Raw genomic sequence first — 22,400 nt, forward strand, 5'->3', positions numbered from 1 at the left:
CTGTCTCGCAGCGCGCCATCCCGACCCTCCGGCATCACCCGATGACATCAAGCGAATCTTTCTACGGCGGCATTGACGTCTTCCGCGGTTTCACCAGCCTGATGGATCCGGTGCTGTATTCGCCGCTGCCGGACGATTGGAGCATCGGCGTTGCCGATATCGTCGATTCGACCAAGGCGATCGCGGCGCAGCGCTATAAGGCGGTGAACATGGCCGGCGCCGCCGTGATCGCGGCGGTGACGAACGCGTTGCAGGGGCGCGAGTTCCCCTTCGTCTTCGGCGGCGACGGCGCGAGCTTTGCGGTCGCGCCTCGCGATATCGAGCTTGCTCGTGACGCGCTGGCGGCGACCGCGACCTGGGTGCGGGAAGATCTCGATCTGAAGATGCGGATCGCCCTGGTGCCGGTCAGCGCCATCCGCGCGCATGGCCTCGACGTGCGTGTCGCGCGCTTCGGTCCGTCGGCCAATTTGTCCTATGCAATGTTCTCCGGCGGCGGCCTCGCCTGGGCGGATGCCGCCATGAAGCGCGGCGAGTTCGCGGTGATGGCGGCGCCTGACGGTTCCCAGCCCGATCTTTCCGGCCTGTCCTGCCGCTTCGAGGTGATGCCGGCCTCGCGCGGGCTGATACTGTCGGTGCTGGTGATGCCGGCGCGCGGTGCCGATCCGCTGGCCTTCCGAAAGGTGATCGAGGACGTCATTCATCTCGTCGAGCGCAGTCCGGATGGCGGCCGCCCGGTGCCACCGCAAGGGCCGCCCCTGAAATGGCCGCCGCAGGGACTGGACTATGAAGCCCGCACCAGGCGCGGCGGCCCGCTGCTCGCGCGCCGCGCCGGCGTGCTGGCCTATACATTGTTCGCTTATCTGATTATGCGCTTCGACCTCAAGGTCGGCGGCTTCGAGCCAAACGTCTACAAGCGTCAGGTGGTCGAGAACTCGGACTTCAGGAAATATGACGACGGATTGCGAATGATCCTCGACTGCACGCCGGAACTCGAACGCGCCCTCAGCGCTCGTCTCGCTGCGGCGGCGCGCGAGGGCATCGTGCGCTACGGCCTCTACCAGCAGGACGCGGCGATGATGACCTGCTTCGCGCCCTCGGCACTGCGCAGCGACCACGTCCACTTCATCGATGGCGCACGGGGCGGCTATGCCTCGGCGGCGTCGGCGTTGAAGACGATGATGGCGGCGGGTTAGCGCCCCGCGCGCGTCCAGGTTTCACCGCCGCAGAGTGCGCCGACGCAGCCTTCGACACGCAGCGAATCCATCGATATCACCGTGACGCTGCTCGCATAGCTGCTGCCGTCGTCGGCGTTGTAGATCTGGCCGGACCATTTGTTTGGAGCTGACGGCTGCATGCCGCTGAACAATGGCAGGCCGATCATCGGACGCCGGGCGAGCGCCGGATTGGGATTCTTGCTGTCGGTGGCTGGCTGGCCGGTCGCGGTGTCCATGGGCTCGCGCAGCCAGACGATGTGACCGCAGATGCCGTCGCCGCATTTGCTGATCTTCACGCGCGCATCGCCCGCCTGGGTGAGCCAGGTCCCGTCGGCGCTCTGCGCATGTGCGCTCGCTGCGCTAAACAGCACCGTCAGGACGACGAAGGGAAGCGCGAATCTGCTGAACATGGAGAGGCCCCGAAAAATGACGGCGCCTCCATAGCAGCCCGGCAGGATAGTGCAACGCTGGTTGGAATCACATTCCTGCGTTGGCACGTCCGCTTATCTGCCTGCGCTCATTTGCCCCAGCGCACGAACGCGACCGAGGCTGCGGTCAATAGCCCGAAGGCGACCATTGCGCCGCCGACCAGTGCGAACAAGGTCCAAGCCGGCGCCTGCATCGTCATCAGGCCGACGCCGCCGACCGCGACGATCAGCAGGCGCGCCGTAGAGGCGAGCACGGGTCCGCCGACGCGCGCCGCACCTTGCGAGGAGAAATATAACGACACGCCGACGCCGAAGAACACGAAGGCCGGACCGGCCCAGTGGAAATAGCTGTGCGCCGCCGCTGTGACACCGGGATCGCGGGTGAACAGCGAGACCCACAGCGCCGGATCGAGCGCGACGACGAGGCCGATCGTGCCGACCGTGAGGCCGGAGGCCGCAGCGGCGGTCCAGGCCACACGGCGCGCACGCTTCACGTGACCGGCGCCGATCGCCACGCCGACCATCGGCACCGAGGCGATGCCGAAGGCGAAGGTGATCGGGATCAGCAGAAATTCCAGCCGCGAGCCGATGCCGTAGCCGGCCAGCATCTCGGTGCCGAAGGTCGCGAGGATTTTCGTGAAGATCAGAATGGTGAGCACGGTCTGCAGCGGCGACAGGCAGGCCAATGCGCCGACCTTGAGAATGTCCAGGAACATCGCGCGCTCGAAATGGAAGGCGCGGAAATCGAGCGGCAACCGGCTGCGGCCGGACAAGAGATACCAGACGAAGAAGATCGCGGCGCAGCTGAACGCGATCAGCTGGCCGCTCGCCACGCCCGGCATGCCGAATTGCGGCACGCCGAACAGGCCGAGCCCCAGCGTGCCGCCGAGCGCGATCTGGAGCACGCTCGCCCCGATCAGCGTCATCGAAGGCAGGCGCATGTCGCCGGTGCCGCGGATCACCGAGGCCAGCGTGTTGACGAGCCAGATCGCGACCGCACCGGAGAACAGCACCTGCGAATAGCCGCTGGCCTCCTCGAGCACGTGCTCGCGGCCGCCGAGCAGCGCGAAGAAGGAGCGGCCGAAGACGAGCATCATCACCGTGAAGAACAGCCCGCCGCAGAGGCCGATGATGGCGGCATGCAGCGCCAGCGTCGCGGCGCGGTCGCGATCGCCTGCGCCGAGTGCGCGGCTGATCGCGGAGGAGACGCCGCCGCCCATCGCGCCCGCGCTCATCATTTGAGTCAGCATCGCGAACGGAAACACCAGCGCGATCGCGGCGAGCGGAACGGTGCCGAGCCGGCCGATATAGGAAGTCTCGGCGATCGCAACCAGCGTGCTGCCGACCATCGCGATCATGTTGGGGATCGCGAGCCGCAGCAGCGTCGGCAGGATCGGCGCGGTCAGCAGGCTGGCAATGGGAGAGGCGGCCGGGGCAAGCGGCGGAACGGCGTCTAAGGGGGCGTCGATCGTCATGTCACCCGGCGGAATATGAGATGATGATCGACATACTATAGGGCGCAAGGCGGCCTGCGCAGCCCTCGCTCACGCAGGGCTCACCAGGGCAGGCCGCATAGGTCGATGGTGCCCAGCGTCGGCGCGCGGACGATGTTGAAGACGTAGGGCGCCATGTAAGTGAAGCGGATCCGTCCCTCCGGCTGCTCGCAATAGACCTCGCCCTTGAAGGGCAGCCAGCTCCGGGTCTCGTAGAACGAAAAATTGTGAGGCTCGCAGACCAGCAGCGCGAAGCGGGCGGCCTCGTTGGCGCGGATAGTATGAACCGCCGCGTCGATGGCGAGGGTTGCATAGCCCCGGCCGCGCCTGTCCTCACGCGTGCAGACCCCGCCAATGCCGCCGATATGGACCTTCTGCCCGTTCCAGGTGACGGTGCGGAAGTAGATGCCGACATGGCAGACGAGACCGTCCTCGGGCGTCTCGATCAGCACGCGCAGATCGGGATTGGCCCATTTAACGTGAGCCCAGGCCTGCTTCTCCACGGCGTCCTGGCGCCAGACCGCGTTGAGCAACGGTTTTGCGATCGGCCATGAGGCGTCGCCGTTCAGAATGTCAATCTCGACGCTCATTGCTCGGTCTCTCGCATCTTCGGTTGGCGGTGCATTCGTTCTGTCATAACCGCTTCAAAGGCAATGATATTTTGCAGCGATCAGTGGGCTTGGGCGATCGCCCGCCGCCTGCGCCGATTTTTTGCAATCGTGCCAAGCGGTCGCATCACGCGTTTTCGCAAATTGGCGGTATTTAACGGCCGCGGAACCTTCTATAAGGGGTGACCGTTAGAACTCGTTCCCCACCAGTTGCGGACAAGAACCCATGACCTTTACGCTGCCCCCACTCCCTTACGCCTATGACGCCCTCGGCCAGTATATGTCGAAGGAGACGCTGGAATATCATCACGACAAGCATCATCAGGCCTACGTCACCAACGGCAATAACGCGCTCAAGGGGACCGAATGGGAAGGCAAGTCCCTTGAAGAGATCGTCAAGGGCTCGTTCGGCAAGAACCCCGCGGTGTTCAACAATGCCGGCCAGCACTACAACCACATCCACTTCTGGAGCTGGATGAAGCCCAATGGCGGCGGCACCAAGCTGCCCGGCAAGCTCGAGAAGAAGATCAACGAAGACCTCGGCGGCTTCGAAAAGTTCAAGACTGACTTCCAGGCGGCCGGCGTCGGCCAGTTCGGTTCCGGCTGGGCCTGGCTCCAGGTCAAGAACGGCAAGCTCGAGATCTCCAAGACCCCGAACGGCGAGAATCCGCTGGTGCACGGTGCCACCCCGATCCTCGGCGTCGACGTCTGGGAGCACTCCTACTACATCGACTATCGCAACCGCCGTCCGGACTATCTCAAGGCGTTCGTCGAGAACCTCGTGAACTGGGAATACGTCGAGTCCCTGTTCGACAAGGCGTAAGGTCCACTGTCATTCCGGGTGGCGCATTAGCGCCGAGCCCGGAATCCATTGGGCGTCAGGCTCGCGCTTCGCGCGCCCCGGAAGGACAAAAAGGCGGTCGCATGCGCGGCCGCCTTTTTGCTGTGCGGAATTCACTGAAGCAGCCCTGCACGACGCGCGCACGGGTCTGCCATCGTTCCGTTTGCATCGCCCAGGCGGCGCCCCTAATCAGAGTGGGCATCACCCTCGATCCGACCGAGCCCGGTGTCAGAACCTTCCCCGAAAGACCCGGCGCCTGCCGAGGACGCGGACTCCGAGCCGCGGCCTGGGCGCGTGCGCAAGCCGATCGGCTGGTCCACCATCATCATCGCGGCCCTGGTGGCGGTGAGCGCGGGTCTGGTTTGGCGGCGTGACGGCACCGACGGTGTTCTCGAGATTCTCACCCATGACCTCTCGCTGTTGGCGGCATCCTGCCGCGCGTGCTGGCGGGTTGCCTGCTCGGTGCCTTCATCTCGGAGATCCTGCCGCACGAAAAAGTCTCGCGCTCGCTTGGGCCGAAATCGGGCCTGATGGGGCTGCTGATCGGCGCCGCCTTCGGCGCGATCCTGCCGGGCGGTCCCTTCACCGCCTATCCGGTTGCAAGCGCGCTGCTCGCCGTCGGTGCCGATTTCGGCGCCACCATCGCCATGGTCGTGAGCTGGACCCTGATCGGCTACGGCCGGGCGGTGGCCTGGGAAATCCCGATCATGGGCACTGATTTCACCCTGTGGCGGATCGTGATCTCGCTGCCGCTGCCTGTGCTGGCCGGCGCGCTCGGCCGCTTCGTCTATGTCAGGATGTATCCGAAGCCCGCCGCCACCAAGGACGACGAGATGTGAGCGCGGCACTCCTGATCGACATCGTGCTGTGGGGCTCGGTGTTCGGGGTGGGCCTGATCGCCTTCCGCCGCGGCCCTGCCGTGTTCAGGGCCTCGCTACGCGAAGGCGCGATGGACTTCATCAACATCGTGCCGCGGATCGCGCTTGGTGTGATCGGCTCCGGCTACATCGCCGCCATCATCCCGCAGGAGGTCATCACGGGCTGGCTCGGGCCGGACAGCGGTTGGCTCGGGGTCGCCTCTGCCGTGGTCGCCGGTGCCGCGACGCCGGGCGGACCTGTCATTGGCTTCTCCATCGGCACGGTGGCGCTGAAGTCGGGCGGCGGGGTGCCCCAAGTGGTCGCCTACGTCGTCGCCTGGGCCCTGTTCGCCTTCCAGCGGGTCATCCTGTGGGAAATCCCGTTCATGCCGGCCCGCTTCGTCTGGTTCCGCTGCGCGGTCTCGGTGCCGTTCCCGTTCGTGGCGGCGGCGATCGCCATGCTGATCGGGAAGCCCTGAGGCCGGCCTGAATGACGTCGCGGGTCGTGGACAGACGCAATGTTATAATATAACGTCCTGAAATGGTTCCCGCCGCGTCCCACGCCCATCAACACGACCACGCTCATGGCCATTCCCACGGCCACGCGCATTCGCACGGGCACGACCACACCCATGCCCATGTCCACGATGCGGCGTCGCCGCATCCGGCCCAGGCGGCACCCTGGTCGATCCTGCGCATGACCATGGCGGGCCGCCTCGCGGCCGCGCTCGCCGTCTGCGCCGTGCTCTGGAGCATGGTCTTTCTGGCGATGAGGTGACCATGGCGGCGCTCCACTTCCACAACGTCACGCTCGGCTATGACCGGCATCCGGCCGTGCACCATCTCAATGGCGAGGTCACATCCGGTGCGCTGGTGGCCGTCATCGGTCCGAACGGCGCCGGCAAGTCGACGCTGCTGCGCGGCATCGTCGGCATTCTCAAGCCGCTCGACGGCAGCATCCATCTCGGCGGGCTCGACAGCAGGGACATCGCCTATCTGCCGCAGAGCGCGGAGATCGACCGCAGCTTTCCGATTTCGGTGTTCGATTTCGTCGGCACCGGGCTGTGGCGCGGGACCGGTCTGTTCGGCGGCATCGGCAAGGCCGCGCGCGAGAAGATCCTGCGCGCGATCGCCGCCGTTGGCCTCAACGGCTTCGAGAACCGTCCGATCGGCACGCTCTCCGGCGGCCAGATGCAGCGCGTGTTGTTCGCGCGGGTGCTGCTCCAGGACGCGAGCCTGATCGTGCTGGACGAGCCCTTCAACGCCATCGACAGCAAGACCACGGCCGATCTGCTCGCGCTGGTGAAGGACTGGCACGCCGAAGGCCGCACCGTGCTCGCCGCGCTGCACGACATGGAGATGGTGCGCACCCATTTCAACGAGACGCTGGTGCTGGCGCGCGGCCCCGTCGCGTGGGGGCCGACGGACGAGGTGCTGACGCCGGAAAATCTGATGATTGCGATGCGGATGTGCGAGGCCTTCGACGACAGCGCGGCGGCCTGCGCGGCCGACGACGGGCGCTCGCAGGCGGCGTGATCGCAAATGGCTTATGACGCGCTGATCGGTCCCTTCACCGAATTCGAGTTCATGCGGCGGGCGCTCGCCGCCGTGATCGCGCTGGCGCTGGCGGGCGCGCCGATCGGCGTGTTCCTGATGCTGCGGCGGATGAGTCTCGTCGGAGATGCCATGGCGCATGCGATCCTGCCGGGCGCCGCGGTCGGCTTCCTGCTCTCGGGGCTCAATTTGTTCGCGATGACGGCGGGAGGCCTGATCGCCGGCTTCGCGGTCGCGATCCTCGCCGGTGTGGTCGCGCGCTCGACCGGGCTGAAGGAGGACGCTTCGCTCGCGACCTTCTATCTGGCCTCGCTGGCGCTCGGCGTCACCATCGTTTCGATCAAGGGCACCAACATCGACCTGCTACACGTGCTGTTCGGCAACATCCTCGCGATGGACGACCAGACACTGCTGGTGGTGGCCTTCAACGCCACGGTGACGCTGCTGGTGCTCGCGGTGATCTACCGCCCGCTGGTGATCGAGAGCGTCGATCCCTTGTTCCTGCGCACCGTCAGCCGTGCCGGCGGGCCTGCGCATCTCGCCTTCCTCGCGCTCGTCGTCATCAACCTCGTCAACGGCTTTCAAGCGCTCGGCACGCTGCTCGCCGTCGGCCTCATGATCCTGCCGGCGGGTATCGCGCGGTTCTGGTCGCGCGATCTCACCGCCATGATCTGCATCGCCGTCGTCGCTGCCGCGGTCTCGGGCTATGCGGGCCTCGTCCTGTCGTTCCAGACCCGCGTGCCGTCAGGCCCCGCGATCATTCTCGTCGCAACGGTGATCTACGTGGTCTCCGTGCTGTTCGGCCGCGTCGGCGGGATCGTCCGGCAATTGTTTCCCGGCCGGCATCTGGAAGCGTGACGATGCGGCTCATCCTGCTTTGTGCGCTGTTGCTGATCGCCTCGCCGCTGCACGCTGCCGAGCGGCTCAACGTAGTCGCGAGCTTCTCGATCCTGGCCGATTTCGTCCGCAATGTTGGTGGTGACAAGGTCAATCTGACGACGCTGGTCGGCGCCGACAGCGACGTCCACGTCTACACACCTGCACCGAGCGATGCGAAGCGCATCGCGGACGCCAGGCTCGTGATCGTCAATGGGCTCGGTCTCGAGGGGTGGTTGCCGCGCCTCGTGCAGTCTGCGGGCAGCAAGGCGAAAGTCGTGACTGCGAGCGCCGGCATCACGCCTCTGAAATTAGGTGCGGCGGCTGATCCGCACGCCTGGCAGTCCATCCCCAACGCCAGGGTCTACGTCACCGACATCGCCAATGCGCTCGCCACCGCCAGTCCGGACGATGCTGAATTCTTTCGCGCCCAGGCCAAGGCCTATCTGGAAAAGCTCGAAACGCTGGACCGCGAGGTCCGCGAGGCCGTGGCAAAAATCCCGCCTGAGCGGCGCAAGGTCATCTCCACCCACAACGCCTTCGGTTATTTTTCCGCCGAATACGGCATCCGATTCATCGCTCCCCTCGGCGTCTCCACGGAAACCGAGCCCAGCGCCCGGGACATCGCCGCCATCATCGGCCAGATCAAGGCCGCGAGGATCCCGGCCGTGTTCCTGGAAAATATCAGTGACGACCGGCTGATCCGGCGGATCGCGGCCGAGACCGGCGCCAAGGTCGGCGGGACCCTGATTTCGGACAGTTTGACCGGCGAAAAGGGGCCTGCACCCACTTACATTGACATGGTCAGGCACAATATAAAGGCCCTGACCAGCGCGCTTGACCATTAGGGCAGGGGCCACCCCGCCTCGCGTCGCGCGAACACGCCTGATGTCGGAGTACTTATGTCTGAAGCGATCGCCTCCAAAATTCCCGTGACCGTGCTGACCGGCTATCTCGGTGCCGGCAAGACCACGCTCTTGAACCGCATCCTGTCGGAGAACCACGGCAAGAAATACGCCGTCATCGTCAACGAATTCGGCGAGATCGGTATCGACAACGACCTCATCATCGGCGCCGATGAGGAAGTGTTCGAGATGAACAATGGTTGCATCTGCTGCACCGTGCGCGGCGACCTCGTGCGCATCATGGACGGCTTGATGAAGCGCAAAGGCAAGTTCGACGCGATCATCGTCGAGACCACCGGCCTTGCCGATCCGGCGCCGGTGGCGCAGACCTTCTTCGTCGACGAAGACGTGCAGAAGAACGCCAGGCTCGATGCGGTTGTGACCGTAGCGGATGCCAAATGGCTGTCCGACCGGCTCAAGGATGCGCCGGAGGCCAAGAATCAGATCGCTTTTGCCGACGTCATCGTCCTGAACAAGACCGACCTCGTCAACAAGGGCGAACTCGCCGAGGTCGAGGCCCGCATTCGCGGCATCAACCCTTATGCGAAACTCCACCGCACCGAGCGTTGCTCGGTGGCGCTGGCCGACGTGCTCGATCGCGGCGCGTTCGACCTCGACCGCATCCTCGACATCGAGCCTGATTTCCTGGAGGCCGACGATCATGACCACGACCATGATCATCACCACCATCACGGTCACGACCATCACCACCATGATCACGGTCATGGTCATGGCCTGAAGCACTATCATGACGAGGACATGCAGTCGTTGTCGCTCAAGACCGACAAGCCGCTCGATCCCAACGTGTTCATGCCCTGGCTCCAGAACCTCGTGCAGGTCGAGGGCGGCAAGATCCTGCGCTCCAAGGGCATCCTCGCCTTCCACGACGATGACGACCGTTACGTCTTCCAGGGCGTCCACATGATGCTGGAGGGCAACCACCAGCGGAAGTGGAAGGAGGGCGAACCGCGCGAAAGCCGCCTCGTCTTCATCGGCCGCGAATTGCCGGAAGAGGCGATCCGCAAGGGTTTCGAGAGCTGCATCGTTTCGTGATGAAAGAGTTTACGCCGGCGCCCGATTCCGCCTCGATCGTCTCCGTCACCGACCGCGTCAAACCTGTGACGCTCGGCATGGCCGTGACCTCGGTGCATTTCCTTGGCCCCCGCGCCGCCTTCGTCGGCGGCGAGGAGAATGTCGCCTTTGTCGATGCCAAGGGTGAGATCACCACCGTTGCCGTGCACAGCGGCGGCATTCTCTCCGCCGCCTCCGACGGCAAGCGCATTCTCATGGGCGGCGACGACGGCAAGGTCGTCTCGCTCGACGCCAAGGGCGAGGTGACGCTGCTCGCGACTGATCCCAAGCGGCGCTGGATCGATGCGGTGGCGCTGCATCCGGACGGTGCCTTCGCCTGGTCGGCCGGCAAGACCACGACCGTCAAGAGCGGCAAGAGTGAGGAGAAATCGCTCGAGGTGCCCTCGACCGTGGGCGGGCTCGCATTCGCGCCAAAGGGCCTGCGGCTCGCGATCGCACATTACAACGGCGCGACGCTGTGGTTTCCGAACATGGAGGGCTCAGCCGAATTCCTGCCCTGGGCCGGCTCGCATCTCGGTGTCACCTTCAGCCCGGACAACAAATTCCTGGTCACCACGATGCATGAGGCGGCGCTGCACGGCTGGCGGCTCGCCGACAACAGGCACATGCGCATGACCGGTTATCCCGGCCGCGTCCGTTCGATGTCCTGGAGCGCCGGCGGCAAGGGGCTCGCGACCTCGGGCGCGGACACCGTCATCATCTGGCCGTTCGCCAGCAAGGACGGCCCGATGGGCAAGGAGCCCGCGATGCTCGCCCCGCTCCAGGCGCGCGTGTCGGTGGTCGCCTGCCATCCGAAGAACGACATCCTCGCCGCCGGTTACAGCGACGGCACCGTGCTGATGGTGCGGCTGGAGGACGGCGCCGAGATTCTCGTTCGCCGCAACGGCACGCCGCCCGTCGCCGCGATCGCCTGGAACGCAAAGGGCACGCTGCTGGCGTTCGCGGATGAAAATGGGGACGGCGGCCTGTTGGAGCTTTAATCTGTCATGGTTCCCGCCGTATAGGGGACCATGCGATTTCTCACGACCTTCCAACTCGCCGACTTTGGCGACACCCTGGTCAGCCTGACCACGGCCTTCGTGCTGGGCACGCTGATCGGCGCCGAGCGGCAGTACCGCCAGCGCACGGCAGGCCTGCGCACCAACGTACTGGTCGCGGTGGGAGCGGCCGCCTTCGTCGATCTCGCCATGCATCTGGACGGCGCCGAGGGTGCCGTCCGCGTGATCGCCTATGTCGTCTCGGGCATCGGCTTTCTCGGCGCCGGCGTCATCATGAAGCAAGGCATGGACGTTCGCGGCCTCAATACCGCGGCGACACTGTGGGCTTCGGCCGCGGTCGGCTCCTGCGCCGGCGCCGACATGGTTGCGCAGGCGGCTGCGCTCACCGTCTTCGTCATCGCCGGCAACACCATGCTGCGCCCGCTAGTCAACGCCATCAACCGCATTCCGCTGAACGAGAAGGCGCTGGAGGCGACTTACTATTTCAAGCTCGCGGTTGCCGCCGACGCGCTGCCCGACATGCGTGACCGCCTCGTCGACAAGCTCGAGGCCGCGCAATACCCGGTCGCCGATATCGAGGTCGTCGAGATCGGCGAGGACATGCTGGAGATCGTGGCCAAGCTGGTCGCGTCCGCAGTCGATCCGAACGAGCTGAACGTGGTGGCGACGGATTTGCAGCATTTGCCGGGCGTGCGGCACGCGACGTGGGAAGTCAGCACGACGGAGTAGCGCGGCGTTTTAGCGCGCCAGGGCCGGGTTCCCGTCTCGCCGGCTGCGGAACCGCCGTCCCGCAATTTCGTTGATCCCGCGGATAAAGGCGGTGATCGACATGCCCGGCAATGACAAGCGTAGACTGAAACGCGACCTGATGGTCGCCTGCTCGCTGTTTGCAGCGGGCGTCGTGGTATCTGGTTTGTCGCTGGCGCAAATTCGCGCCGAGAGCCGGCTGCAGCTGACGCAGGCAACGCCGCCGCTGCAGGGCACCCCGTCCGACGATCAGAACAAGCCCGCGGAAGCCAAGCCCGGCGGCGACCGGCCGACCACACCGGCGCCCGAGCCGGCGCGGCCCGATTCCCAGACGCAGGGCGCGGCCGGCGCGGCCAAACCGGCGTTGCCACCGGCACCGGCAGAGAAAATCGCGCCGCCGATCAAGGAGAAGTAGGCCGACGCGTATTGTGACGCGCATTTGATCTCGCCTCGGCAAACGGCCCGTTCCATAATCCGTCGCGTCAACGACAGATGGGGCCTCCCATGAAGATCGAAGACGTTCGCCGCGCCGCCTATTCGATGCCGCTCACCAACCCGTCATTCCCGCCAGGGCCATATCGCTTCTTCGACCGCGAATATTTCATCATCACCTACAGGACCGATCCCGAAGCCCTTGCCGCTGTCGTGCCCGAGCCGCTTGAGGTGACGGAGCCTGTGGTGAAATACGAATTCATCCGCATGCCCGACTCGACCGGATTCGGCGACTACACCGAAACCGGGCAGGTGATCCCGGTTAGCCTCAACGGCGAGCAGGGCGCCTACACCCACGCGATGTATCTGGACGACGAGGGACCAATCGCCGGCGGTCGTGAGCTGTGGGGCTTTCCGAAGAAGCTTGCCAAGCCCAAGATCGAGGTCGAGAGCGACACGCTGGTCGGCTCGCTGCATTACGGCTCGGTGCTCTGCGCCTCGGCGACCATGGGCTACAAGCACCGCATGGTCGACCATGACGTGGTGCTGAAGTCGATGCAGTCTCCGAACTTCATCCTGAAGATCATTCCGCATGTCGATGGCAACCCGCGGATCTGCGAGCTGGTGCGCTTTCATCTCGAAGAAATCACGCTGAAGGAAGCCTGGACCGGCCCGGCCGCACTCGGCCTGTTTCCCCACGCGTTGTGCGACGTAGCCCGCCTGCCAGTGCGCGAAGTGATCTCGGCGCTGCACTTCAAGGCGGATTTGACGCTCGGGCTCGGTAGCGTAGCGTTCGATTACATGGCGAAATAACGAAGTACCTAGGCTGGCCACGAAACGAAAATGCCCGGCGCGAGGCCGGGCATCACGATCGATCAGGCGTCGTCTGCGATCACCGCACCAGGATATTCCGGAACTGCCAGGGATCGCTGGTGTCGATGTCTTCCGGAAACAGGCCCGGACGATCCGTCAGCGGTGTCCAGTCGGTGTAGAAACCCTTCACCGGGCCGAGATAAGGCAGCTGGATTTCCAAGAGACGATCGAAATCCATCTCGTCGGCTTCGACGATACCTTCGTTCGGGTTCTCCAGCGCCCACACCATGCCGCCGAGCACGGCGGAGGTCACCTGCAGGCCGGTGGCGTTCTGATAGGGCGCGAGCTTGCGGGTCTCCTCGATGGAGAGCTGCGAGCCGTACCAATAGGCGTTGTTGTCGTGACCGAACAGCAGCACGCCGAGCTCGTCGATGCCGTCGACGATCTCGTTCTCGTCGAGAATGTGGTGCTTTTCCTGCATCTTGGCGGCGCGGCCGAACATCTCGTGCAGCGACAGCACGGCATCGTCAGCCGGGTGGTAGGCGTAGTGGCAGGTCGGCCGGTAGATCGCCTTGCCCGAGGCGTCGCGCACCGTGAAGTAATCGGAGATCGAGATCGACTCGTTGTGGGTGACGAGGAAGCCGTACTGGGCGCCGCGGGTCGGGCACCAGGTGCGCACGCGCGTGTTGGCGCCGGGCTGCATCAGGTAGATCGCGGCGCCGCAGCCGGCCTCATGGGTCCGCGCATTCTCGGGCATCCATTTTTCGTGAGTGCCCCAGCCGAGCTCGGACGGCTGCACGCCCTCCGACAGAAAACCTTCCACCGACCAGGTGTTGACGAAGACGTCAGGCTCTTTCGGCTTCTTGGAGCGCTGGGTGTCGCGTTCGGCGATGTGGATGCCCTTGACGCCGGCCTGCCGCATCAAATCCGCCCATTCGCCCTTGGTCTTCGGCCGGGGGGCGTTGAGCTTCAGGTCGGCGGCGACGTTGAGCAGCGCCTGCTTGACGAAGAAGGACACCATGCCGGGATTGGCGCCGCAGCAGGAGACGGCCGTCGTCGAGCCTGCGGGGCGCGCCCGCTTGGCGGCCAGCGTCACCTCGCGCAGCGCGTAGTTGGAGCGCGCTTCCGGGCCCTTGGAGGCGTCGAAATAGAAGCCGAGCCAGGGCTCGTTGACGGTGTCGATGTAGAGCGCGCCGAGCTCGTTGCAGAGCTCCATGATGTCGGTGGAGCCGGTATCGACCGAGAGATTGACGCAGAAGCCCTGGCCGCCGCCCTCGGTGAGCAACGGGGTCAGCAGTTCGCGGTAATTGTCCCTGGTCACGGCCTTCTGGATGAAGCGCACATTCTGCTTCTCGCAATGCGCCTTGCGGCCCTCGTCCTTGGGATCGATCACGGTGACGCGCGACTTGTCGTAATCGAGATGCCGCTCGATCATCGGCAGCGTGCCTTTGCCGATGGAGCCGAAGCCGACCATGACGATGGGACCGGTGATCTTCGCGTAGATCTGCGAGGGAGGGCTCATGGATGGTTTCTCCGGAACGTGCTGGCGGACAAGGGTGAGGTTGGATCAGGCGCTGCGGCGCTTCTCAGATGCTGCGGCGCTTGGCGGTGACTTCGATCTCGACCTTCATCTCGGGCTTGGCGAGAGCGGTGACGACCAGCAACGTCGCAGCCGGCCTGATGTCACCGAGAACCTCGCCGCAGACGGCGAAGTGGGCGTCGATGTAGCTGGCGTCGGTGACGTAGTAGGTCGCACGGACGATGTCGGCCATCTCGAAACCGCCCTCCGTCAGGGCGGCCGCGATGGTCTTGAAGCAGTTGCGTGACTGGCTCGTGACATCGGCCGGCATCGTCATCGTGGTGTAGTCATAGCCCGTGGTTCCCGCGACGAAGGCGAAATCGCCGTCGATCACGGCGCGGCTGTAGCCGACGGTCTTCTCGAGGGGAGAGCCGGTGGAGATCAGGCGACGGGACATGGTCGTGGGCCTCGACTGAAGGGGGGTCGGCGGGGTTAAAGGGCGTTTCGCAGGCCCGCGCAACCCCAAAGGGACAGGCTCAGCGCAGGCGCGGCCGGGCGTTGCCGCTTAACGCGGCGTCGGTCGTCGCCATCATGGCAATCCCCTAGGCCGCGTGCGCGTGGAGGGCGCGAACCGCCCTCCGTTTGGGCAGGGCCGCGCCGGTCGGGACGATCGTCCCTTCGGCGCCGTCGAGCGCGCCGTCCGCGAACTCGATCGCCAGCAGGCGGTCGCGCTCGAACGGGCCGGGCAGCGACAGCGCGCCGGTCTTCTCGCCCGAGAAGCCGAAGCGGGCGTAATAGGGGGCATCGCCGAGCAGGATCACGGCTTCATGCCCGCGCGCCCGGGCGGCGGCCAGCGCTTGATGCATCAGCGCGGCGCCGATCCCGAGCTCGCGGCAGGCAGGGTCCACCGCCAGCGGTCCGAGGACCAGAGCGGGCCTGCCTCCGGCGCTGACGTGCCACAACCGCACGGTTCCCACGAGCTTGCCCTCGCGCACCGCCGACAGGGCAAGGCCTGCGGCGGGTGCACGTCCGTCGCGCAGGCGCTGGCAGGTGCGGCCATGGCGGTTCTCGCCAAAGCAGGCATCGAGCAGCGCTTCACGCATCGCGACGTCGGCAGCACGTTCCGCACGGATCACGAACGGAACGGCTTTCGAGGTGAGGGCAATCTGTGGCTTCCGAGGAGCAGTCATGGCGCGTCAGTCCCCGCTTGAACGGGCGCGCGAGCGGCACGCCAGTCCAAGACGTCGTCAGAAATCGAAGATGTCAGGGAGGAGCCGGCAAGCCGGCTCCCGGGTTCGTCAGGCCTCGAAGCGGAGGCGGATCAGATGTGGTACGTCCGCAGCGGCGGGATGCCGTTGAACGCCACCGACGAGTAGGTCGACGTATAGGCCCCGGTACCTTCGATCAGCACCTTGTCGCCGATCTCGAGCGTGACGGGGAGCGGATACGGAGACTTCTCGTACAGCACGTCGGCGCTGTCGCAGGTGGGACCCGCGAGCACGCACGGCGTCATGTCCGCGCCGTCGTGACGGGTGCGGATGGCGTAGCGGATCGACTCGTCCATCGTCTCGGCGAGACCGCCGAACTTGCCGATGTCGAGATAGACCCAGCGCACCTCGTCCTCGTCGCTCTTCTTCGAGATGAGCACGACCTCGGATTCGATGATGCCGGCGTTGCCCACCATGCCGCGGCCCGGCTCGATGATGGTCTCCGGAATCTGGTTGCCGAAGTGCTTGCGCAGCGCGCGGAAGATCGAACGGCCGTAGGTGACGACCGGCGGCACGTCCTTCAGGTACTTGGTCGGGAAGCCGCCGCCCATGTTGACCATGGACAGGTTGATGCCGCGCTCGGCGCAGTCGCGGAACACCTGCGAGGCCATCGCCAGCGCACGGTCCCACGCCTTCACCTTGCGCTGCTGCGAGCCGACATGGAAGGAGATGCCGCACGGCTCCAGGCGAAGGCGCTTGGCGAGGTCGAGCACCTCGACCGCCATCTCCGGGTCGCAGCCGAACTTGCGCGACAGCGGCCACTCGGCGCCGGCGCAGTCATAGAGGATGCGGCAGAACACCTTCGCACCGGGGGCAGCACGGGCGACCTTCTCGACTTCGGCGGCGCAATCGACCGCGAACAGGCGGATGCCGAGCGCGAAGGCACGCGCGATGTCGCGCTCCTTCTTGATCGTGTTGCCGAAGGAGATGCGGTCGGGCGTCGCACCTGCGGCCAGCGCCATCTCGATCTCGGCGACGGTCGCGGTGTCGAAGCAGGAGCCCATGGAGGCCAGCAGCGCCAGCACTTCCGGAGCCGGGTTCGCCTTCACGGCGTAGAATACGCGGCTGTCGGGCAGAGCCTTGGCGAAGGTCTGGTAATTGTCGCGCACGACCTCGAGGTCGACGACGAGGCACGGCTCGGTGTCGAGACCTTCCTTGCGGCGGTTGCGCAGGAATTCCTGGATACGTTCGGTCATGGCACTCTCCAGCGGTCCCCGCGACGGGATCCGCATCAACGTGACGTCGGATAAGAGCGCTCCGGCCACATCGCGCGATGGAGGCGCGTTGAGGCCAAAAAACTCAAACCAGACTGTGCTGCCGTGGATTGGTTGGGAGAGATTCCCGCCCGCACACCTGGCAATGAAGGACAAGCCTTTTCAGTAGCCCGCGCCGGCGTTGGACTGCCGGTAGAGACCAAAAAAGCCCGATCCGTCGTTGCTTTAAGTCGCGTCCCCCGTTGAGAGCGGGGTGCGCCGGTTCGCCTCCGGCTGCCAGTCACGGTTGCAAAGAGCGAAGTCACCTTCGACAAGGCATCTCTTTGAGAGAGATGCTGGACGCTCCGGGTTTGCTTCCTCGTCTGACCTCGAGATCTTGCGACCCTTGGTCTTCCGACTTCTGCACTTCCGAAGAGCCCCTCGGCTTCTTCACCCCTTGGCGGCTGTCCGGCCTCTTGTCCGGATACCTACCGACTGACACACGACCACAGGCACGTGCGAAATTGGGCAAGTCCGCACATAAGCGTTTTGACTCTGGTTCGCAAGAATTTTTTTAGGCTGAGAGCAGAATTGCCTAACATCCGCTTGCGCAGTGTTGCGCGAGCGACGCGGAAGATGAACGCGCGTTAAGTCTTTTGCAGAGCGCGCGCGTCAGCCGTACGCGAGAAGCGTCAGCCGCGCTTCGTGAACGGCTCGATGCGCTGAGCTGCGCGGACGAACGCGGTCATCACCAGCACGCCAAGTGCGAACAACACGGCCTGGAGGATGTGCGCGCCCTGGTCGCCCAAACCGAACAGGATCGCGAGCGCCCAGCCGCCGGCAAACGCCGCGCCGAACACCTCCGCGCCGATCAGGATGGCGGCGCTGATGACGGTGATGACGCTCGGCCAGACGATCTGGCGGGAAGAGGAGGCAGGCGCGTTCATGAGCTCAGGGATCCCAAGGCTTCGAGGCAAGGCTTCGAGGGCCGCAATCTCCCCGAAAAGGCGGCCGGGAGCAAGGGCAAACGGCCCAAAAAAGCCCCATCGCGTGCTATAGCTGCCCGTAATAAATCAGCTCAAAAACCGGGACTTGCGATGTCAGAACCCCGCCAGATTACGGACTCCGAGACCAACCCGCTGCTGAAGGCCTGGGTGACGCCGTTTGCGGCCCCGCCGTTCGACGAGATCAAGCCGGAGCACTTCCTGCCCGCCTTCGAGCAGGCCTTCGCCGATCACTCCGCCGAGATCGCGGCGATCACCAACGATCCGGCCGCGCCCGACTTCGCCAACACCATCACGGCGCTGGAGCGCTCTGGCAAGCTGCTCAGCAAGGTCGCGGCGGTCTTCTACGACCTCGTCTCGGCACATTCCAATCCGGCCATCCTGGAGATCGACAAGGAGGTCTCCTTGCGGATGGCGCGGCACTGGAATCCGATCATGATGAACGCCGTGCTGTTTGGCCGCATCGCCCAGTTGCACGAGAACCGCGCCGGCCTCGATCTCGCGTCCGAGCAGCTGCGCCTGCTTGAGCGCACCTACACCCGCTTCCACCGATCCGGCGCCGGCCTCTCCGAGGAGGCCAAGACGCGGATGGCGGAGATCAACGAGAGGCTCGCCCAGCTCGGCACCAGCTTCAGCCATCACCTGCTCGGCGACGAGCAGGATTGGTCCCTGGAGCTCGGCGAGGCCGACCGCCAGGGCCTGCCGGAGAGCTTCGTCGCCGGCGCCAAGGCTGCGGCAGAAGAGCGCGGCATGGCAGGCAAGGCCATCGTCACGCTGTCGCGCTCCTCGGTGGAGCCGTTCCTGAAGAGCTCGGCTAGGCGCGACCTGCGCGAGAAGGTCTACAAGGCCTTCACCGCGCGCGGCGACAACGGCAATGACAACGACAACAACGCAACCATTGTCGAGGTCCTGAAGCTGCGCGAGGAGAGCGCCAAGCTCCTGGGCTACCCGACCTTCGCCGCCTACCGGCTCGAAGATTCTATGGCCAAGACGCCGGAGGCGGTGCGGAGCCTTCTGGAGCGGGTCTGGACGCCGGCGAGGGCGCGTGCGCTCGCCGACCGCGACGACATGCAGGCGCTGATCACGGAGGAGGGCGGCAATTTCAAGCTCGCGCCCTGGGACTGGCGCTTCTATGCCGAGAAGCTGCGCCTTCAGCGCGCCAATTTCGACGACGCCGCGATCAAGCCCTACCTTGCGCTCGACAACATGATCGCCGCCGCCTTCGACTGCGCCACGCGCCTGTTCGGCGTCACCTTCGAGGAGCGCAAGGACGTTCCGGTCTGGCACCCCGATGTCCGGGTCTGGGAGATGAAGGGCAGGGACGGCAAGCACAAGGCGCTGTTCTATGGCGACTACTTCGCCCGGCCGTCGAAGCGATCCGGCGCCTGGATGACCTCGCTGCGCGATCAGCAGAAGCTCGACGGCGAGGTGGCGCCGCTGGTTCTCAATATCTGCAATTTCACCAAGGGCGCCGGCGGCGAGCCCTCCCTGCTGTCGCCCGACGATGCCCGCACCCTGTTCCACGAGTTCGGGCACGGCCTGCACGGCATGCTCTCCAACGTAACCTATCCCTCGCTGTCGGGCACCTCCGTGTTCACCGACTTCGTCGAGCTGCCGTCCCAGCTCTACGAGCACTGGCAGGAGCGGCCCGAGGTGCTGCAAAAGTTCGCCCGTCACTACCAGACCGGCGAGCCGCTGCCGGACGACCTCCTGCAGCGCTTCCTCGCCGCGCGAAAGTTCAACCAGGGCTTTGCCACGGTCGAGTTCGTCTCCTCGGCGCTCGTCGACCTCGAATTCCACACCCAGCCGGCGTCGGCCGTGCAGGATGTTCGCGCCTTCGAGAAGAAAGAGCTGGAGAAGATCGGCATGCCCGAGGAGATCGCGCTGCGCCACCGCCCGACGCAGTTCGGTCACATCTTCACCGGCGACCATTATGCCGCCGGCTACTACAGCTACATGTGGTCCGAGGTCATGGACGCCGATGCCTTCGGCGCCTTCGAGGAAGCCGGCGACATCTTCGATCCTGCGGTCGCCAAGCGCCTGCACGACGACATCTACTCGTCGGGCGGATCGGTGGATCCGGAGGCCGCCTATCAGGCCTTCCGCGGCCGCCCGCCGGAGCCCGATGCACTGCTGCGCCGCCGCGGCCTGCTCGACACGGCGAAGGCCGCCTGATGGGCATGCGTTCACTTCTCGGCCTGCTGCTCGCCGCGACCCTGTCACTTGCGGCGAGTGCGGCAAGCGCGCATCCGCATGTCTGGATCACCGCGACCAGCGAGCTGCTCTACGCGCCGGACGGCAGCATCACCGGCGTCCGCCACGCCTGGACCTTCGACGACATGTTCTCGACCTATGCGGTGCAGGGGCTCGAGAGCAAGACCAAGGGCACCTTCACGCGCGAGGAGTTGACGCCGCTGGCGCAGACCAACGTCGAGTCGCTCAAGGAATACGCCTACTTCACCTTTGCGCGAGCCGACGGCAAGAAGGAACGATTTCAGGAGCCGGTCGACTATTTCCTCGACTACAAGGACACGGTGCTGACCCTGCATTTCACGCTGCCGCTGAAGAACCCGGTCAAGCCCAAGCAGCTGGTGCTCGAAGTGTTCGACCGCTCCTTCTTCATCGACTTCCAGATGGCCAAGGACAATCCGGTCAAGCTGGTCGGTGCGCCCGCAGGCTGCCAGATGAAGCTGGAACGGCCGAACGACGGCACCGCGAGCGCCCAGAAGCTGAACGAGCAGACCTTCCTGAACGGCGAGAACTCGAATTTCGGCATGATGTTCGCCAACAAGATCACGGTGGATTGCCCTTGAAGCCGCAACTCTCTCCGCTCGCGCGCTGGCTGCTCGCCTGCACCGCCGTGCTGCTCCTCGTGGGTGTGGCCGATGCCGCGTTTCACGATCTCTTCGCGCAGAACCCGTTCGGCGCGCCGCGCGCCTCGCAGGCGCCCGGGCCCGAGGCGGGCGGCCTGATCGGCTGGCTGCTGGCAAAGCAGTCGGAATTCTATCGGCAAATGTCGGCGACGATCCGGGCCGCGAAGTCCGACGGCTCGGCGGTGTGGACGCTGCTGTTCATCTCGTTTGCCTATGGCATCTTCCACGCCGCCGGCCCCGGTCACGGCAAGGCGGTGATCGCGTCCTATCTCGTCGCCAATCGCGAGACGGCGCGGCGCGGCATCGCGCTGTCCTTTGCCTCGGCGCTGATGCAGTCGCTGGTCGCGATCCTGATCGTCGCCATCTCGGCCTGGGTGCTGAATGCGACGGCCAAGACCATGTGCAAGGCCGAAGGCGTGATCGAGATCGCGAGCTATGCTCTGATCGCGCTGTTCGGCCTGCGCCTGGTCTGGGTCAAGGGCGGCGCGTTCATCCGCGCGCTCCAGGCCGCCCAGCCGGTGCCGGCCATTGCGGGCGTGCCGCACGATCATCACCACGACCATTACCATCATCGTGATGCCCACGACCATCATCACCACGATCACGGCCATGATCACCACCATGGCCACAGCCACGCTCACCATCATCACGGGCACGACCATGTCCATGACGAGCATTGCGGCCATTCCCACGGTCCCGCTCCCAGCGAGCTCGCCGGTCCCGGCGGCTGGCGGCGCGGCTTCGCTGCGATCCTGACCGTCGGCATCCGCCCCTGCTCGGGCGCGATCCTGGTCCTGGTGTTCGCGCTGGCGCAGGGCCTGTTCTGGGCCGGCATCGCCGCGACCCTCCTGATGGGATTGGGCACCGCGATCACGGTCGCGGCCATCGCGGTCGTCGCCGTCTCCGCCAAGGGCATCGCAGCCCGCCTCAGCGCCGGACGCGACGGCGGCGGCGCGCTGTTCATGCGCGGCATCGAGTTCGGCGCCGCCGGCCTCGTCTTGCTGTTCGGCGTCGGCCTCTTGTTCGGCTACATCGCTGCCGAACGGACGACATGTTTTTGACGAACGCTCGTGCCCCGGACGCAGCGCAGCGTCCCTTCGACGATGCGCTGCTGAGCCGGGGCCCATCTCTCTGCACAGGAGCGTGTCGCGTCCGGGACACGAGAGCGATGGCTTTGCGAACTCCCTTGGGTCGGCTATTCAGACGGTCAAACCAACAAGAATGGCCAGACGGGGGGATTCGATGGCGCGTGAAAATTTCTGGTTCTTCCATCCGTTCCGGGTGCGCTATTCCGAGATCGACGGCCAGGGCGTCGTTTTCAACGCGCATTACCTGACCTATTTCGACACCTCCATCACCGAGTATTTCCGCGCGCTCGGCTTCGACCAATATGCCGACGCGCAGGCGAGCGGCATCGATTTCCACGTCGTCAAGTCTGTCATCGAGTACAAGGCGCCGGTCCGCTTCGACTGGGAGCTCGACGTCGGCGTGCGCGTGGCGCGGATCGGCAATTCGAGCCTCGTCTTCGAGCTGGCCATCTTCCTGAAGGGCGGGACGGACGCACTGGTGATCGGCGAGATCGTCTGGGTCTACACGGACCAGAAGACCCATCGTCCGGTCACGATCCCGGCATCGATACGGGCGCTGATCGCGACGCGCGAGCGGCATCTGGCGGCCTGAGACGC

The 22,400-nt window shown here is 65.4% G+C and carries 24 protein-coding genes and 1 pseudogene; 17 read left to right on the forward strand and 8 right to left on the reverse strand.

The window, feature by feature from the left end; genetic code table 11:
• Nucleotides 1–41: 41 nt before the first annotated feature.
• A complete protein-coding gene (locus HAP40_RS06190; protein ID WP_166818633.1) occupies nucleotides 42–1,193 on the forward strand; it encodes a DUF3095 domain-containing protein in 1,152 nt (383 codons plus the stop codon).
• On the opposite strand, the gene HAP40_RS06195 is transcribed toward HAP40_RS06190, so the two are convergent.
• The 3 genes from HAP40_RS06195 to HAP40_RS06205 all read right to left on the reverse strand — a co-directional run bounded on the left by HAP40_RS06195 (nucleotide 1,190) and on the right by HAP40_RS06205 (nucleotide 3,725).
• Complete coding sequence (locus HAP40_RS06195) at nucleotides 1,190–1,624, reverse strand: DUF2147 domain-containing protein (protein ID WP_166818632.1); 435 nt, start codon at nucleotides 1,622–1,624, stop codon at nucleotides 1,190–1,192. The genes HAP40_RS06190 and HAP40_RS06195 overlap by 4 nt on opposite strands.
• 107 nt (nucleotides 1,625–1,731) lie before the next feature.
• On the reverse strand, nucleotides 1,732–3,117 hold the full coding sequence (locus tag HAP40_RS06200) for an MATE family efflux transporter (RefSeq protein ID WP_166818631.1): 1,386 nt from the start codon (nucleotides 3,115–3,117) through the stop codon (nucleotides 1,732–1,734).
• 80 nt (nucleotides 3,118–3,197) lie between these two features.
• Complete coding sequence (locus tag HAP40_RS06205; protein ID WP_166818630.1) at nucleotides 3,198–3,725, reverse strand: GNAT family N-acetyltransferase; 528 nt, start codon at nucleotides 3,723–3,725, stop codon at nucleotides 3,198–3,200.
• A 244-nt stretch (nucleotides 3,726–3,969) separates the two neighbouring features.
• Between HAP40_RS06205 and HAP40_RS06210 the strand changes: the two genes are divergently transcribed.
• From HAP40_RS06210 to HAP40_RS06265, 12 genes and pseudogenes are all read left to right on the forward strand, one after another.
• A complete protein-coding gene (locus HAP40_RS06210) occupies nucleotides 3,970–4,566 on the forward strand; it encodes a superoxide dismutase (RefSeq protein WP_008543722.1) in 597 nt (198 codons plus the stop codon).
• A gap of 243 nt (nucleotides 4,567–4,809) precedes the next feature.
• Nucleotides 4,810–5,423: pseudogene (locus tag HAP40_RS06215) on the forward strand (permease).
• Complete coding sequence (locus HAP40_RS06220; RefSeq protein WP_166818629.1) at nucleotides 5,420–5,920, forward strand: hypothetical protein; 501 nt, start codon at nucleotides 5,420–5,422, stop codon at nucleotides 5,918–5,920. The pseudogene HAP40_RS06215 and the gene HAP40_RS06220 overlap by 4 nt, the downstream one beginning before the upstream one ends.
• Nucleotides 5,921–5,982: 62 nt before the next feature.
• On the forward strand, nucleotides 5,983–6,219 hold the full coding sequence (locus HAP40_RS06225) for a hypothetical protein (RefSeq protein WP_166818628.1): 237 nt from the start codon (nucleotides 5,983–5,985) through the stop codon (nucleotides 6,217–6,219).
• Nucleotides 6,220–6,221: 2 nt separating this feature from the next.
• Nucleotides 6,222–6,977: a metal ABC transporter ATP-binding protein gene (locus tag HAP40_RS06230; RefSeq protein ID WP_166818627.1), complete on the forward strand. Its 756-nt coding sequence runs from the start codon at nucleotides 6,222–6,224 to the stop codon at nucleotides 6,975–6,977.
• A 6-nt stretch (nucleotides 6,978–6,983) separates the two neighbouring features.
• Nucleotides 6,984–7,853 carry a metal ABC transporter permease gene (locus HAP40_RS06235; RefSeq protein ID WP_166818626.1) on the forward strand — a complete coding sequence of 290 codons (870 nt, stop codon included), beginning with the start codon at nucleotides 6,984–6,986 and terminating at the stop codon, nucleotides 7,851–7,853.
• A 2-nt stretch (nucleotides 7,854–7,855) separates the two neighbouring features.
• Nucleotides 7,856–8,719 carry a metal ABC transporter substrate-binding protein gene (locus tag HAP40_RS06240; RefSeq protein ID WP_166818625.1) on the forward strand — a complete coding sequence of 288 codons (864 nt, stop codon included), beginning with the start codon at nucleotides 7,856–7,858 and terminating at the stop codon, nucleotides 8,717–8,719.
• Nucleotides 8,720–8,773: 54 nt separating this feature from the next.
• Nucleotides 8,774–9,829, forward strand: a complete 1,056-nt coding sequence (locus tag HAP40_RS06245) for a CobW family GTP-binding protein (protein WP_166818624.1) — start codon at nucleotides 8,774–8,776, stop codon at nucleotides 9,827–9,829.
• Nucleotides 9,829–10,848: a WD40 repeat domain-containing protein gene (locus HAP40_RS06250; RefSeq protein ID WP_166819601.1), complete on the forward strand. Its 1,020-nt coding sequence runs from the start codon at nucleotides 9,829–9,831 to the stop codon at nucleotides 10,846–10,848. The genes HAP40_RS06245 and HAP40_RS06250 overlap by 1 nt, the downstream gene beginning before the upstream one ends.
• Nucleotides 10,849–10,878: 30 nt before the next feature.
• Nucleotides 10,879–11,595 carry an MgtC/SapB family protein gene (locus HAP40_RS06255; protein ID WP_166818623.1) on the forward strand — a complete coding sequence of 239 codons (717 nt, stop codon included), beginning with the start codon at nucleotides 10,879–10,881 and terminating at the stop codon, nucleotides 11,593–11,595.
• A gap of 100 nt (nucleotides 11,596–11,695) precedes the next feature.
• The gene (locus tag HAP40_RS06260; protein ID WP_166819600.1) at nucleotides 11,696–12,028 is read left to right on the forward strand and encodes a hypothetical protein; all 333 of its coding nucleotides are present in this window, start codon (nucleotides 11,696–11,698) and stop codon (nucleotides 12,026–12,028) included.
• A gap of 89 nt (nucleotides 12,029–12,117) precedes the next feature.
• Nucleotides 12,118–12,858: an acetoacetate decarboxylase gene (locus HAP40_RS06265; RefSeq protein ID WP_166818622.1), complete on the forward strand. Its 741-nt coding sequence runs from the start codon at nucleotides 12,118–12,120 to the stop codon at nucleotides 12,856–12,858.
• A 79-nt stretch (nucleotides 12,859–12,937) separates the two neighbouring features.
• Here the strand turns inward: HAP40_RS06265 and HAP40_RS06270 are convergent, their stop codons facing one another.
• The 5 genes from HAP40_RS06270 to HAP40_RS06290 all read right to left on the reverse strand — a co-directional run bounded on the left by HAP40_RS06270 (nucleotide 12,938) and on the right by HAP40_RS06290 (nucleotide 17,785).
• Nucleotides 12,938–14,380: a homospermidine synthase gene (locus tag HAP40_RS06270; protein WP_166818621.1), complete on the reverse strand. Its 1,443-nt coding sequence runs from the start codon at nucleotides 14,378–14,380 to the stop codon at nucleotides 12,938–12,940.
• Nucleotides 14,381–14,444: 64 nt separating this feature from the next.
• Nucleotides 14,445–14,834: a RidA family protein gene (locus HAP40_RS06275; protein WP_166818620.1), complete on the reverse strand. Its 390-nt coding sequence runs from the start codon at nucleotides 14,832–14,834 to the stop codon at nucleotides 14,445–14,447.
• A 145-nt stretch (nucleotides 14,835–14,979) separates the two neighbouring features.
• A complete protein-coding gene (locus tag HAP40_RS06280; protein WP_166818619.1) occupies nucleotides 14,980–15,567 on the reverse strand; it encodes a GNAT family N-acetyltransferase in 588 nt (195 codons plus the stop codon).
• A gap of 131 nt (nucleotides 15,568–15,698) precedes the next feature.
• A complete protein-coding gene (locus tag HAP40_RS06285; protein WP_166818618.1) occupies nucleotides 15,699–16,841 on the reverse strand; it encodes a type III PLP-dependent enzyme in 1,143 nt (380 codons plus the stop codon).
• A gap of 689 nt (nucleotides 16,842–17,530) precedes the next feature.
• Nucleotides 17,531–17,785, reverse strand: coding sequence for a hypothetical protein (locus tag HAP40_RS06290; protein ID WP_166818617.1), 255 nt, complete (start codon nucleotides 17,783–17,785; stop codon nucleotides 17,531–17,533).
• A gap of 150 nt (nucleotides 17,786–17,935) precedes the next feature.
• On the opposite strand from HAP40_RS06290, the gene HAP40_RS06295 reads away from it, so the two are divergent.
• The 4 genes from HAP40_RS06295 (at nucleotide 17,936) to HAP40_RS06310 (ending at nucleotide 22,395) form a co-directional block, all read left to right on the forward strand.
• A complete protein-coding gene (locus tag HAP40_RS06295; protein ID WP_166818616.1) occupies nucleotides 17,936–20,017 on the forward strand; it encodes a M3 family metallopeptidase in 2,082 nt (693 codons plus the stop codon).
• Complete coding sequence (locus HAP40_RS06300) at nucleotides 20,017–20,655, forward strand: DUF1007 family protein (RefSeq protein WP_166818615.1); 639 nt, start codon at nucleotides 20,017–20,019, stop codon at nucleotides 20,653–20,655. The genes HAP40_RS06295 and HAP40_RS06300 overlap by 1 nt, the downstream gene beginning before the upstream one ends.
• Complete coding sequence (locus HAP40_RS06305; RefSeq protein WP_208024812.1) at nucleotides 20,652–21,776, forward strand: nickel/cobalt transporter; 1,125 nt, start codon at nucleotides 20,652–20,654, stop codon at nucleotides 21,774–21,776. The genes HAP40_RS06300 and HAP40_RS06305 overlap by 4 nt, the downstream gene beginning before the upstream one ends.
• A 181-nt stretch (nucleotides 21,777–21,957) precedes the next feature.
• Nucleotides 21,958–22,395 (forward strand): acyl-CoA thioesterase, encoded by a 438-nt coding sequence (locus HAP40_RS06310; RefSeq protein WP_166818613.1) that lies wholly within the window; start codon nucleotides 21,958–21,960, stop codon nucleotides 22,393–22,395.
• The last annotated feature ends 5 nt before the right edge of the window (nucleotides 22,396–22,400 follow it).

Origin of the sequence: Bradyrhizobium sp. 1(2017), assembly GCF_011602485.2 — a bacterium.
GTDB lineage: Bacteria > Pseudomonadota > Alphaproteobacteria > Rhizobiales > Xanthobacteraceae > Bradyrhizobium.